The organism is Staphylococcus sp. 191 (genome assembly GCF_011174885.1).
Taxonomy (GTDB): Bacteria; Bacillota; Bacilli; order Staphylococcales; family Staphylococcaceae; genus Staphylococcus; species Staphylococcus coagulans.
This window is the reverse complement of record NZ_PNRJ01000003.1, coordinates 139,948-153,832: the sequence shown is the minus strand read 5'-3', so window position 1 is coordinate 153,832 and position 13,885 is coordinate 139,948. Positions and strand designations below refer to the sequence as shown.

At 37.6% G+C, this 13,885-nt stretch carries 13 protein-coding genes, 1 riboswitch and 1 other annotated feature; of the genes, 11 read left to right on the top strand and 2 right to left on the bottom strand.

Going from position 1 to position 13,885, the window contains the following annotated elements:
* Positions 1 to 29 precede the first annotated feature (29 nt).
* From hutH to C1H58_RS03795, 11 genes are all read left to right on the top strand, one after another.
* On the top strand, positions 30 to 1,532 hold the full coding sequence (gene hutH, locus C1H58_RS03845) for a histidine ammonia-lyase (protein WP_165545395.1): 1,503 nt from the start codon (positions 30 to 32) through the stop codon (positions 1,530 to 1,532).
* Between the two features lie 46 nt (positions 1,533 to 1,578).
* Positions 1,579 to 1,778, top strand: a binding site (T-box leader).
* A 78-nt stretch (positions 1,779 to 1,856) separates the two neighbouring features.
* Positions 1,857 to 3,137, top strand: a complete 1,281-nt coding sequence (gene serS, locus C1H58_RS03840; protein WP_050344913.1) for a serine--tRNA ligase — start codon at positions 1,857 to 1,859, stop codon at positions 3,135 to 3,137.
* 72 nt (positions 3,138 to 3,209) lie between these two features.
* Positions 3,210 to 3,737, top strand: a complete 528-nt coding sequence (locus C1H58_RS03835) for a YceI family protein (RefSeq protein ID WP_165545394.1) — start codon at positions 3,210 to 3,212, stop codon at positions 3,735 to 3,737.
* A 319-nt stretch (positions 3,738 to 4,056) separates the two neighbouring features.
* Positions 4,057 to 4,752 (top strand): AzlC family ABC transporter permease, encoded by a 696-nt coding sequence (locus C1H58_RS03830; protein ID WP_060829126.1) that lies wholly within the window; start codon positions 4,057 to 4,059, stop codon positions 4,750 to 4,752.
* A complete protein-coding gene (locus tag C1H58_RS03825) occupies positions 4,749 to 5,078 on the top strand; it encodes an AzlD domain-containing protein (RefSeq protein WP_060829127.1) in 330 nt (109 codons plus the stop codon). Before C1H58_RS03830 ends, C1H58_RS03825 begins: the two co-directional genes overlap by 4 nt.
* Before the next feature lie 50 nt (positions 5,079 to 5,128).
* Positions 5,129 to 5,227, top strand: a riboswitch (SAM riboswitch).
* Between the two features lie 84 nt (positions 5,228 to 5,311).
* Complete coding sequence (gene metX, locus C1H58_RS03820) at positions 5,312 to 6,277, top strand: homoserine O-acetyltransferase MetX (protein ID WP_165545393.1); 966 nt, start codon at positions 5,312 to 5,314, stop codon at positions 6,275 to 6,277.
* 212 nt (positions 6,278 to 6,489) lie between these two features.
* On the top strand, positions 6,490 to 7,401 hold the full coding sequence (locus tag C1H58_RS03815; protein ID WP_165545392.1) for a DUF2232 domain-containing protein: 912 nt from the start codon (positions 6,490 to 6,492) through the stop codon (positions 7,399 to 7,401).
* Between the two features lie 8 nt (positions 7,402 to 7,409).
* A complete protein-coding gene (locus C1H58_RS03810; protein ID WP_165545391.1) occupies positions 7,410 to 9,377 on the top strand; it encodes a DHH family phosphoesterase in 1,968 nt (655 codons plus the stop codon).
* Complete coding sequence (rplI, locus tag C1H58_RS03805; protein ID WP_050344919.1) at positions 9,374 to 9,820, top strand: 50S ribosomal protein L9; 447 nt, start codon at positions 9,374 to 9,376, stop codon at positions 9,818 to 9,820. Before C1H58_RS03810 ends, rplI begins: the two co-directional genes overlap by 4 nt.
* 143 nt (positions 9,821 to 9,963) lie before the next feature.
* Complete coding sequence (gene dnaB, locus C1H58_RS03800) at positions 9,964 to 11,364, top strand: replicative DNA helicase (RefSeq protein WP_165545390.1); 1,401 nt, start codon at positions 9,964 to 9,966, stop codon at positions 11,362 to 11,364.
* 287 nt (positions 11,365 to 11,651) lie between these two features.
* The gene (locus C1H58_RS03795; RefSeq protein ID WP_165545389.1) at positions 11,652 to 12,935 is read left to right on the top strand and encodes an adenylosuccinate synthase; all 1,284 of its coding nucleotides are present in this window, start codon (positions 11,652 to 11,654) and stop codon (positions 12,933 to 12,935) included.
* A 131-nt stretch (positions 12,936 to 13,066) separates the two neighbouring features.
* Here C1H58_RS03795 and C1H58_RS03790 read toward each other — a convergent pair whose 3' ends face one another.
* Both C1H58_RS03790 and C1H58_RS03785 read right to left on the bottom strand, forming a co-directional pair.
* Positions 13,067 to 13,594, bottom strand: coding sequence for an SA1002 family membrane protein (locus C1H58_RS03790; protein ID WP_060829131.1), 528 nt, complete (start codon positions 13,592 to 13,594; stop codon positions 13,067 to 13,069).
* A gap of 10 nt (positions 13,595 to 13,604) precedes the next feature.
* Positions 13,605 to 13,871, bottom strand: coding sequence for a YrhK family protein (locus C1H58_RS03785; protein ID WP_060829132.1), 267 nt, complete (start codon positions 13,869 to 13,871; stop codon positions 13,605 to 13,607).
* Between the last annotated feature and the right edge of the window lie 14 nt (positions 13,872 to 13,885).

The following is a 13,885-nucleotide window of genomic DNA, read 5'->3' as shown; positions in this document are numbered from 1 at the left end:
AGGCTAATATATGATAGGGGTGGATAATGATGACTTTACGTCTAAATGGGAATCAACTCACAATTGAAGCGATTCGCCAATTTCTAGCTACTGGGGATCAAATTGAAATTAGTGAAGAGGCACGTGAGCGTGTCAAAAGAAGCCGTGCGATTGTGGAGCGCATTATTGAAAATAAGGAAACAGTGTACGGGATTACGACAGGCTTTGGGTTATTCAGTGACGTATTAATTGATCAACAAAAATATAATGAATTACAAGTCAATCTGATTCGTTCACATGCTTGTGGGGTCGGTCAACCTTTTGCGCAACGTGTCGCTTTAGTGATGATGGTCTTACGTCTTAATACTTTATTGAAAGGTCATTCTGGTGTCACAACTGACCTAGTTGATCAGCTTGTCTTTTTTATTAATAATCGAATCATTCCAGTGATTCCGCAACAAGGTTCTTTAGGCGCATCGGGTGATTTAGCGCCATTGTCTCATCTCGCTTTAGCTTTAATCGGAGAAGGCAAAGTCGAATACCAAGGTGAGGTTTTAGACAGCTCGGATGTCTTAAAACGTCTTGACCGCAATCCTTTGGCACTTCAAGCTAAAGAAGGCTTAGCATTGATAAATGGAACACAAGCTATGACTGCACAAGGTGTGATTACATTTATTGAGACAGAGAGTCTTGCTTATCAAGCAGAATGGGTAGCTGCTTTAACACATCAAGCTTTGAATGGTATTACAGATGCTTATCATGAAGCGGTACATAGAGTGCGTAATTTCGAAGAGCAAGTCGCGGTAGCAGGACGGATGTTAGACTGGTTGGAAGGCTCCCAATTGACTACACGCCAAGGGGAAATTCGTGTCCAAGATCCTTATACATTACGTTGTATTCCTCAAATTCATGGGGCCAGCTTTCAAGTCTTCAATTACGTACGTGAAAAATTAGAATTTGAAATGAATGCAGCGAATGATAATCCGCTCATCTTTGATGAAAATGATGAAACCCGCGTGATTTCTGGGGGTAACTTTCACGGTCAACCTGTCGCATTTGCACTCGACTTTTTAAAAATTGGAACAAGCGAACTCGGTAATGTATCTGAAAGACGTCTTGAACGATTAGTTAATCCACAATTGAACGGTGGGCTCCCCCCTTTCTTAAGTCCTGAGCCAGGTCTACAAAGTGGCGCAATGATTATGCAGTATGCTGCAGCCAGCCTAGTATCAGAGAATAAAACATTAGCCCATCCAGCGAGTGTCGATTCTATCCCATCTTCGGCTAACCAAGAAGACCATGTATCCATGGGAACGATCGCCTCACGCCATGGTTATCAAATATTAGAAAATGTACGTCGTGTTATCGCAATTGAAGCAATTATTGCGCTTCAAGCCGTAGAATTTAAAAATGTGTCTCAATTATCACCTAAAACATATGAAAAGTTTACGGCTTTACGAAAAATTGTCCCTTCAATCAAGGAAGATCGTCAATTCCATCGAGATATTGAAAATGTAGCAAATTATTTACAAAATGTGGCATATCAGAATTAAGCTTGCTATTCAAAATTTTCTTTGATATATTAAATGTAAATTAATAGAGTACATTGTTTGTGGAATAAGTAATATAGGAATGGAATAAGAGAGTTTGTGGTTGGTGAAAACAAATGTACAGCACTATATGAAATCTATCCACGTATGTAAACAATTCGGGTCAAACCGTTAACTTTTGTAAGAGTGCAGACCATATGATGGTGTCTGTTAAATAGGGTGGCAACGCGTCAAAACCACGTCCCTTGTGTTGGGGATGTGGTTTTTTTATTTTCGTGATGTTTCCTCATCTTAAATTTTAAAAAACTTGTGAAAGGAAGTTGGCATATGTTAGACATTAAATTATTTAGAAGTGAGAAGGAAAAAGTTAAAGAGAAAATTGCTTTAAGAGGTATGGATCCTGCTGTTGTGGAAGAGGTTTTGACATTAGATCAGCAACGTCGTGACTTGATTCAACAAACAGAAGATTTAAAAGCAGAGCGTAATAAAGCATCACAACAAATCGCAGAAAAAAAACGAAGCAAAGAAAATGCAGATGATGCGATTAAAGCACAACGTGAAGTAGGGGAGAAAATTAAAGCGATCGATGCACAACTTAAAGAAGTTGACGATACTTTAAAAGACAAACTTTCTCGCATTCCTAACCTAATTCATGATGATGTCCCTGAAGGTAAAGATGACAGTGAAAATGTTGAGTTGAAAAAATGGGGCACACCACGTGAATTTAACTTTGAAGCGAAACCCCATTGGGATCTTGTAGAAACTTTAAAAATGGCTGACTTTGACCGTGCAGCACGCGTATCAGGCGCACGCTTTGTCTATTTAACAAATGATGGCGCAAAATTAGAACGTGCTTTAATGAACTTTATGATTACGATGCATACGACACAACATGGTTATTCAGAAATGATGGTACCTCAACTTGTAAATGCTAAAGCGATGTATGGTACAGGACAATTACCAAAATTTGAAGAAGATTTATTTAAAGTAGAAAAAGAAGGTCTTTATACGATTCCAACAGCAGAAGTGCCATTGACAAATTATTATAGAGATGAAATTATCCAGCCGGGTGTCTTACCTGAAAAATTCACAGGCCAATCTGCATGTTTTAGAAGTGAAGCGGGTTCTGCCGGACGTGACACTCGTGGACTCATTCGTTTGCATCAGTTCAATAAAGTAGAGATGGTTAGAATTGAAAAGCCAGAAGACTCATGGAATGCTTTGGAAGAAATGACGACTAATGCTGAAGCGATTCTTGAAGCGCTTCAATTACCTTATCGTCGTGTCATTTTATGCACAGGAGATATTGGTTTTGGTGCTAGTAAAACATATGATTTAGAAGTTTGGTTACCAAGTTACAATGACTACAAAGAAATTAGCTCTTGTTCAAACTGTACAGACTTCCAAGCGCGTCGTGCTAATATCCGTTTTAAACGCGATAAAGATGCGAAACCTGAATATGTTCATACATTAAATGGTTCTGGTTTAGCGGTAGGTCGTACATTTGCGGCTATTGTTGAAAACTATCAAAATGAGGACGGTACGATTACTGTACCAGAAGCGTTAGTGCCGTTTATGGGCGGTCAAACTGTGATTGAGCCAAAGTAAATATAACATGATTGAATACGCATCTTTAGGGTAAATATTCTAGAGATGCGTATTTTTTAAGGAGGTATTTTAATGGCACATTTTAAAGTTGATCCAGCACATAGTCACGTGGGATTTGCAATTCAACATATGATGGTTAATACATTGAAAGGTCAATTTCATGACTATCAATTTGAGATTGAAGGCGATTTAGACGAGCCGACATCTTTACAAGCAAAAGGAACAATTCAAGTGAACTCTATCGATACGTATGTAAGAGATCGAGATGACCATTTGCAAAGCGAAGACTTTTTTGATGCAAAACAATACCCAGAAATTAAGTTTACAACAAAAACGATTGAGCCAGCGGGAGATCACTACAAAGCACAAGTTGAAGTGACTTTTAAAGGCCATACTCAAAATGAGGAATTTGAGCTTTATGTCAATGGCTCAGGTAAAAACCCTCTAAGTGGCGATACAAATGCAGGGTTTACGTTAAAAGGTGAACTTAACCGCGAAGACTACGGCCTTACTTATAATGCACCTTTAGAAACAGGCGGTGTCTTTATAGGTAAAAACGTTAAAATCGAACTTAACCTTGAAACAGTTGTAGAAGAATAATTAAGATTATCGTTTTATTAATGATATAAAATTAGAGTTAGCGTTTAAGAGATATACGTCTTTATATTTGCTAGAGCGGGACAACGAAATCAAAATGGTTTCTGTCTCGCTCTATTTTTGAGCATGTAAATAGATAAAATGATATTATACTACTTTTACAACAGTTAAAAAGTCTGAAAATTTTATTTTTTTAAACGCCTTTGTTAAGCCTTTTTAACACAATCGTTAGACTTCGGACGCTATGACGTTAGACTAACCTAATAGAGAATTTGATAATCTTGTATTATAATAAGATTAATTTTTTTAGAAGGGATGTGTCATGGTGTCGCATACAACTTTTAAGCAAGGCGTACAAGAATGTATTCCAACTTTGTTAGGCTATGCAGGGATAGGATTTTCCTTTGGTGTTGTCGGTGTTGCTTCTGGTTTTGGTTTACTCGAAATCGTAATGTTATCGATGCTTGTTTATGCCGGAGCTGCTCAGTTTATTATTGTCGCTTTAATGGTTGTTCATACACCAGTTTGGATTATTGTACTGACAACGTTAATCGTAAATAGTCGCATGTTCCTATTGAGTATGACATTAGCAAATAATTTTAAGCAGGAAAGCTTACTTCATAGAGTGGGGGTAGGCGCGCTACTCACTGATGAGACTTTTGCTGTGGCCATTACGCCTCATTCAAAAGATCTTCCCATAACGCGCAATTGGATGTATGGACTAAATTTAACAGCCTACTTATTTTGGATTTTTGTCTCTATTTTAGGGGCGTTACTTGGAAACTTTTTTAAAAATCCAGATGCATTTGGTTTAGATTATGCCATTATAGCGATGTTTGTATTTTTAACGATTGCACAATTTGAAGGTATCACCAAGTCAAAAATGCGTACTTATTTGTTATTGATGCTTATTGTCATTGTTATGATGCTATCGCTAAGTATGGTCATGTCTTCCTATTTAGCAATTTTATTCGCGTCTACGATCACTGCGGCAATAGGGATGGTGATTGACCGATGACGCTTTATATCTTATTGGCGATTATAGGTTCGGGAATTGTCACTTTACTTTTACGTATTACACCACTTTTGATGATTTCTCGTGTACAGCTTTCTGATAAAGTTTTAAAATGGCTCACTTTCATTCCAATCACACTTTTCACAGCTTTAGTCATGGATGGTTTAATCCAGCAACATAAAGGTGTGATGGGTTATACATTAAACTGGAACTTTGCCTTAGCCCTTATTCCCACTGTCATTAGTGCTTTTTGGCTCAGAAGTTTAACAATAACAGTTATTGTAGGCATGATAAGTGTCGCATTATTAAGAATAGCCGGATTATTCTAATAATCGTTTGCATGTCGATAATGAATGAGGTATGATAAAAAACAAAAATATACTTATTAAGAGAAGTTGAGGGATTTGGCCCTGTGACGCTTCAGCAACCACTTATTGATAAGTACGGTGCTACGACCAACCATTGCGGATGATAAGTTAACTAGATAGGCTTACAAAGGTTGTATTACCGTTATTGCGGTAATACAACCTTTTTTTGAATTTTAGAGGGAGGGCATACTAAAATGATGAATTATCGAGTTGACACATTAGAGTTAGGCGCTTTTACGACTGAATCTGGAGAGAAAATTGAAAATTTAAAGCTTCAATATGAATATGTAGGCTACCCAGGTCAACCTTTAGTACTTGTTTGTCATGCGTTGACAGGCAATCATTTAACATACGGAACAGAGGAAAATCCAGGGTGGTGGCGTGAGATTATTGACGGTGGTTACATGCCGCTTCATGATTATCAGTTTCTTACTTTTAATGTTATTGGTAGTCCATTCGGTTCTAGCTCACGTGTAACAGATCAAAATTTTCCTCAGCACCTTACAATGCGCGATATTGCCCGTGCGCTTGAAAAAGGAATTGAAGCTTTAGGTTTCCGTAAGATCAATGTACTCATAGGCGGTTCTTTAGGCGGTATGCAAGCACTAGAGCTCCTCTATCGTCATAAATTTGAAGTGGAAAAAGCAGTGATTCTTGCGGCGACTGCAAAGACATCTTCGTATAGCCGTGCATTTAATGAAATTGCGAGACAAGCCATCCATTTAGCAGGTAAAGAAGGGTTAAGTATTGCGCGTCAACTCGGTTTCTTGACGTATCGTTCATCTAAAAGTTATGAAGCCCGTTTTACTCCTGACGAAGTTGTCACATATCAAAAATATCAAGGTGATAAATTTAAAGAACAATTTGACTTACAGTGTTATTTAACATTGCTCGACGTCTTGGATAGCCATGATATTTATAGAGGAAGAGAAAATGTGGACAAGGAGTATCAATCATTGAATACAAAAGTGCTGACACTTGGTTTTACCGATGATTTGTTGTACCCCGATGATCAAGTTGCTGCACTTGGTGAGCACTTTAAATACCATCGTCATTTTTTTGTGCCTGATAATGTTGGTCATGATGGCTTTTTGCTTAATTTTAATGACTGGGCGCCCTATTTATATCATTTCTTAAAAGTTTCGCGCTTTCGACGCTAACTTTAGACGATAATGTTATCTATTTGTTATAATTGCGTAAACTAGAAATACTAGACAATAAGCTGTATTTTAGGGATAATAGCTAAAATATAGCTTTTCTTTGCGTTTGAGGGGGATGTAAAGCTTTGTCATCTCATCAACACAAATTGTATTCATATTACAAAGCTTGTAAAATAGAAGTTATAGAATAAATTAGTTTGGAAGTGGCGTCTTTGTTTTCTAAAATTAAGCCTAAAGAAACCCTAATCGGCACAATAGCCTTATTAGTGGTGGCTTTAGTATTGCATTTTATGCCATGGTCAGTCGTGATTATCGCATGTTTTGCAACCTTACCAGGAATCATATTATGGTACCGTTCCATCCATTCTTTTGGATTGGCTACTTTAATTACGATATTAGTCTCAACATTAACAGGTGACTTGTTTGTAATGACCTTTATGATCATTCTATTAGCATTGAGTGCAGTGATTGCACAATTGCTTAAACAACGTGCCTCAAAAGAACATATTTTGTATGTCGCAACACTTGTGACGAGCATCATTACAATCGGAGCTATCATGATTTTGCAAGGTTTAAAACAATTACCTTATGCACAAGTGTTATTAGAACCTTATCAAAAAATCGTTAATCAAATGATTGAGATGCAAAATTTAGATCAACAGGCAAGAGAGGTTTTAAATAACTCTGTACATCAGTTGGCAGTTCAATTGCCAGCTATGATTGTTGTTACGATTGCAATTTATTTGATCGTTACGTTGATGATTATCTTTCCAATCTTACGTAAATTTAAAATTGCAACGCCTGTTTTTCGTCCATTATATTTATGGCAAATGAAACGTTCTTTATTTATTATTTACGCCATTGCGTTGTTGGTCAGTGTGACAACAGAACCTGCCACAACAATCAATAGTATCGGTATTAATTTTCAAATTGTATTAGGTTTCTTATTAGTCATTCAAGGTTTAAGTTTTATACATTACTTTACGACAATAAAACGAATGCCAGTTGCTGTGTCTGTCATCTTTATTGTGTTAGGTATTATTTTTTATCCAATGACACGTTTGATTGGTTTATTAGATCTTGGTTTAAATTTAAAAAGTATGATTAAAAACGATAAGAGGTGACAAACAAGATGAACCGTCATTCAATGAAGAAAGCACTGATTGTTCCGTTCCTTGTAATTACGATGACAGCATTGATTATTGTAGGTGTGTCCTTTTTCTTTAATCGCTTTTTGGCTTTTATAGCTGCTATCATTGTTTTTGTGATGCTCATCGTCAGTTTGTTCATTTTTAGACGGCTGTATCGCCGCTTTGATCGTTATTTAGATGATTTGAGTGGAAAGGTGTCGCTCGCAAGTGATAGAGCTGCCAAAACGATGCCTATGGGGTTAATCGTATTGGATGAAAATGATCGGATAGAATGGGTCAACCCTTTTATGACCGAACGTTTTGATCGCAATGTGATTTCGGATCCCATTAATGAAATCTATCCTAATATTTTAAAACAGCTTGAAAAAGCAAAAGAGATAGAGATGCAAGATGGCGCATACCATTATCGCGTGAAGTATTCAGAAGATGAAGGGATTTTGTATTTCTTGGATTCAACTGAAGAAGCTGAAATACAACAAGCTTACGATGATCAACAGCCAATTATTGCAACGTTGTTTTTGGATAACTATGATGAGTTAACGCAAAATATGAATGATACACAACGTTCAGAAATCAACTCTATGGTCACTCGTGTGATTAGTCGATGGGCACAGGAACACGATGTCTTTTTCAAAAGATACAGTTCCGATCAATTTATTGCCTATATGAATCGTCGTATTTTACGAGACATTGAAGATACGAAATTTGATATTTTGAGCCAGCTTCGTGAAAAAAGTGTGGGTTATCGCGCACAATTGACACTCAGTATTGGTATTGGGGAAGGCTCTGAAAATTTAATTGACCTTGGAGAATTGTCACAATCTGGTCTAGATTTGGCTTTAGGTCGTGGTGGAGATCAAGTTGCGATTAAAAATATGAACGGGAATGTTCGTTTCTATGGCGGTAAGACTGACCCGATGGAAAAACGGACACGTGTAAGAGCGCGCGTCATTTCTCACGCATTAAAAGATATATTATTAGAAGGCGACAAAGTGATTGTAATGGGTCATAAGCGCCCGGACTTAGATGCCATCGGTGCAGCAATCGGTGTGACACGCTTTGCAATGATGAATAATCTTGATGCCTATATTGTGTTAAATGATTCCGACATCGATCCAACACTTCGCCGTGTGATGGATGAAATTGATGAAAAACCAGAATTAAAAGAACGTTTTATCACATCTGATGATGCGTGGAATATGATGACGTCTAGAACGACTTTAGTCATCGTAGATACGCATAAACCAGAGATGGTGATTGATGAAAATATTTTAAATAAAGCTAATCGTAAAGTCGTAATTGACCACCATCGTCGTGGTGAAAGCTTTATTTCCAATCCTTTACTTATTTATATGGAACCTTACGCAAGTTCGACAGCAGAACTTGTTACAGAGTTACTCGAGTATCAACCGACAGAACAGCGTTTGACGCGACTCGAATCCACAGTGATGTATGCAGGTATTATTGTCGATACACGTAACTTTACATTGCGTACAGGGTCACGTACTTTCGATGCTGCGAGCTATTTACGGGCGCACGGTGCAGACACGATATTAACGCAACATTTCTTAAAAGATGACATAGAAACGTATATCAATCGTTCAGAATTGATTCGTACTGTGAAACTGCAAGAAAATGGCATTGCGATTGCACATGGCTCGGATCAAAAAATTTATCACCCAGTTACAGTTGCACAGGCAGCGGATGAACTGTTAAGTTTAGATGGAGTAGAAGCATCCTATGTTGTAGCAAGACGCGAGGAAAACTTAATTGGTATGTCAGCGCGCTCACTTGGTGAATTCAATGTTCAATTGACGATGGAAGCACTCGGTGGCGGTGGTCATTTAACCAATGCAGCAACACAACTTGAAGGTGTGACTGTAGAGGAAGCCATTGAAAAATTACAACATGTGATCAACGAACAAATGGATAGGAGTGACGAATCATGAAAGTAATTTTCACACAAGATGTTAAAGGTAAAGGTAAGCAAGGAGAAGTTAAAGAGGTGCCAGTTGGTTACGCGAACAACTTCTTAATTAAAAATGGCTATGCAGTAGAAGCAACACCTGGAAACCTTAAACAATTAGATCAAAAGAATAAACGTATCGAAAAAGACAAGCAACAAGAACTTGAAGATGCGAAAGCTTTAAAAGAAAAATTAAGTGAACTTGAAGTCGAAGTTAAAGCGAAATCAGGTGAAGGTGGCAAATTATTCGGTTCTATCAGTACGAAACAAATTGCTGAAGCACTTAAAGCGCAACATGATATTAAATTAGATAAACGAAAAATGGATCTACCTCAAGGTATTCACGCGTTAGGATATACAAATGTGCCAGTTAAACTTCATAAAGAAGTGGAAGGTACAATTCGTGTACACACTGTAGAGCAATAAGCATAGAAAAAGCTGGGACGACAAAGTCACCAGCTTTTTTATATCATACTTTATCACGGCATCTAACGGACAACCATTGCCGGAATGTATGGTTTATAATAGAATATGTTAAGATATGTAACAAATATGAGGAGGTCCTCGGCATGGATGAAATGTTTGAACACAATCGAATGCCACACAGTCATGAGGCAGAGCAGTCTGTCTTAGGTGCAATCTTTTTAGATCCAGAATTGATGTCACCGACACAAGAAGTGTTGTTGCCAGAATCTTTTTACCGTGGCGCACATCAACACATTTTCCGTGCCATGATGGATTTAAACGAAGATGGACAAGATATAGATATTGTGACTGTCCTTGATCGACTAACACAAGAAGGTGTCGTGAATGAAGCGGGTGGACCACAATATCTCGCTGAAATTACAACCAATGTACCGACAACGCGTAATATTCAATATTATACGGATGTCGTTTTTAAAAATGCGATTAAACGTAAGTTGATTCATACAGCAGATAGTATTGCGAATGATGGCTATAACGATGAATTAGATTTAGATACCGTCTTAAACGATGCTGAACGTCGTATTCTAGAGCTCTCTTCTACACGTGAAAGTGATGGCTTCAAAGATATTCGTGACGTGTTGGGACAAGTTTATGACAATGCGGAACAGCTCGATCAGAATAGTGGTCAAACACCTGGGATTCCTACAGGATATCGCGATTTAGACCAAATGACGGCAGGATTCAACCGAAATGATTTAATTATTCTCGCAGCCCGGCCTTCTGTAGGTAAGACTGCCTTCGCTTTAAATATTGCGCAAAAAGTCGCGACACATGAAGATCAATATACAGTGGGCATTTTCTCGCTTGAAATGGGTGCAGACCAACTTGCGACACGTATGATTTGTAGTTCTGGTAATGTCGATTCCAATCGTTTGCGTACAGGGACAATGACTGAAGAAGACTGGAATCGATTTACTGTGGCAGTAGGTAAATTGTCACGAACTAAAATTTTTATCGATGATACGCCAGGGATTCGTATTACAGATATTCGTTCGAAATGCCGCCGTCTTAAACAAGAGCACGGTTTGGATATGATTGTAATCGATTATTTACAATTAATACAAGGCAGCGGTTCTCGTTCGTCAGATAACCGTCAACAAGAAGTTTCTGAGATTTCTCGAATGCTTAAAGCGATTGCACGTGAGTTAGAGTGTCCTGTGATTGCGTTGAGTCAGCTTTCACGTGGTGTAGAACAACGTCAAGATAAGCGACCAATGATGAGTGATATACGTGAATCAGGGTCAATTGAGCAAGATGCGGACATTGTCGCATTCTTATACCGTGATGATTATTATAATCGTGGCGACGGAGATGATGATGACGATGATGGTGGTTTTGAACCGCAAACGAATGATGAGAATGGAGAAATCGAAATCATCATTGCAAAACAACGTAACGGCCCAACTGGAACAGTCAAATTGCATTTCATGAAACAATACAATAAATTTACGGATATTGATTACGCCCACGCAGAGATGGGATAAAAAATATTTAGCTTAAAAACCGTACGAAAAACGATTTTTTGTTTTTAAAGTACGGCTTTTAGTTTGGTTTCTTTACTTATATTTATCGTAAGTTAGGATTTTAGAAATTGTATGAAATGGCATTCAATGCTTCTATTACGCGTGGTTCTAGGATTCACATTACTTTATATCATATGCTAGATGTCATTATCTGAATGACACGATAATGTTCGTTTTTTGATTTGCAATCATACAGTGATACTGGTAGAATACTCTTTGGTTAATTGAGAAAACTTGGAGGTGCTCTTATGTCATCAATCGTAGTTGTTGGGACACAGTGGGGAGACGAAGGAAAAGGTAAAATTACAGACTTTTTAGCGGAACAAGCAGATGTGATTACACGTTTTTCAGGCGGTAACAATGCAGGACATACCATTAAATTTGATGGTGAAACATACAAATTACATTTAGTACCATCTGGTATCTTTTATAAAGATAAACTTGCAGTGATTGGTAACGGTGTAGTAGTTGATCCTGTTGCTTTATTAAAAGAATTAGACGGTTTAAATGAAAGAGGTATTTCAACAGATAATTTACGCATCTCAAACCGCGCACACGTCATCCTACCTTATCACATTAAGCAAGATGAGCTTGAAGAAGCGCGTCGTGGTGATAATAAAATCGGTACGACTAAGAAAGGTATTGGCCCAGCATACGTAGATAAAGCACAAAGAATTGGAATTCGCGTTGCTGATTTATTAGATAGAGAAGTTTTCGAACAACGTTTAAAAGAAAATTTAGAATATAAAAATGATTATTTCCAAGGCATGTTTCGTCAATCTGCACCATCATTTGATGAAATCTTTGAGACATACTATCAAGCAGGTCAACGTCTTGCACCTTATGTGACAGACACTGCGAAAGTATTAGACGATGCATTTGTAGCTGATGAGCGCGTTCTTTTTGAAGGCGCGCAAGGGGTGATGCTAGACATCGATCACGGGACATATCCTTTTGTAACATCAAGTAACCCTGTAGCGGGTAACGTGACAGTTGGTGCTGGTGTAGGACCAACAAATGTATCAAAAGTAGTCGGCGTTTGTAAAGCATACACTTCACGTGTAGGTGATGGTCCATTCCCAACAGAATTATTTGATGAACAAGGACACCATATTCGTGAAATCGGACGTGAATATGGGACAACAACAGGTCGTCCACGCCGTGTAGGTTGGTTTGACTCCGTTGTATTACGTCACTCTCGTCGTGTAAGTGGGATTACAAATTTATCAATTAACTCTATCGACGTCTTAACTGGCTTAGAAGAGGTTAAAATCTGTACAGCTTATGAATTAGATGGAAAAGAGATTACAGAATACCCAGCAAACTTAAACGACTTAAAACGTTGTAAACCTATCTTTGAAACATTACCAGGTTGGACTGAAGATATTACAGGTGTACGTAGTTTAGACGAATTACCACAAAATGCACGTCGTTACTTAGAGCGTATTTCAGAATTATGTAACGTCCATATTTCTATCTTCTCTGTAGGTCCTGACCGTAATCAAACGAATATCGTTGAAAAATTATGGTAAGTATTTAGACTTCGGTAAGTCTATCGGAAACACTTCGGTAAGACTGCCTCCTTATAAAATAGTCTATAAAAATCAATTATAAAAGCGACAAGCGATGGTCTTTAGAGGGGCCACTGCTTGTCGCTTTTTGTTTATTCATCTTTATAATGATCTTTAATATAAACTTTCGTCATCGCAATCCCGATCCAACTGATGAGAAGGACAGGTAAGATAACGATATTTAATAATGTGATATTCAGAGAATGTGTGTTGATCTTTAAGGTACTAATAAAAGCCATCGTCCCTTTGGATGTAACAATAAATTGATAAAGTGTAAAGAGTATGGTGGTCCATTGAATAAAATACTCTAAAATTTCAATTAACGTTTCGTTATAGGCATTCAATCGCATCATATAACGAACAAAGAAAAACTGTAAAAAACCACCAGCCAAAATAGAAATAACTAATATATTAAATATACTCCCTTTTTCATGTAATAGAAAAGCGAATAAGATATAAACAAGACCGCCCGCTATCGCAAGTGATAATAAAGCTGTGATCATAAGGACAAGACTGACACCACATGCCTTCACAAAGAGCCAGTCGTCTTTGTATGTCCCAGATATATAACCAATTAATAGAAATAAAACTAAAATAATGATGACATTGATGATAATCATTGCGATTCGACTAATCTCCTTCTCGTTTCTCGATGATTGCCATATGTAAATCGTGAACCATCGCAATCAAAGGACGAATAATCATTTGAATACTCCCAATTACAAATAAAACGGTACCGTCAAAGACAGTTGAATCAGAAAAGAAGAGAAAACTTCCTATTAAAAAGATAACGCCTAGTACGACATCATTGAGTTGGTACAATGCTTTATAAATGAGTGAACGGCTATTTTGACGTGTTTGTAATCCAAAAGAGATTTGTGATTTCTTTTTCTTCATCGTTAACCTCCTTT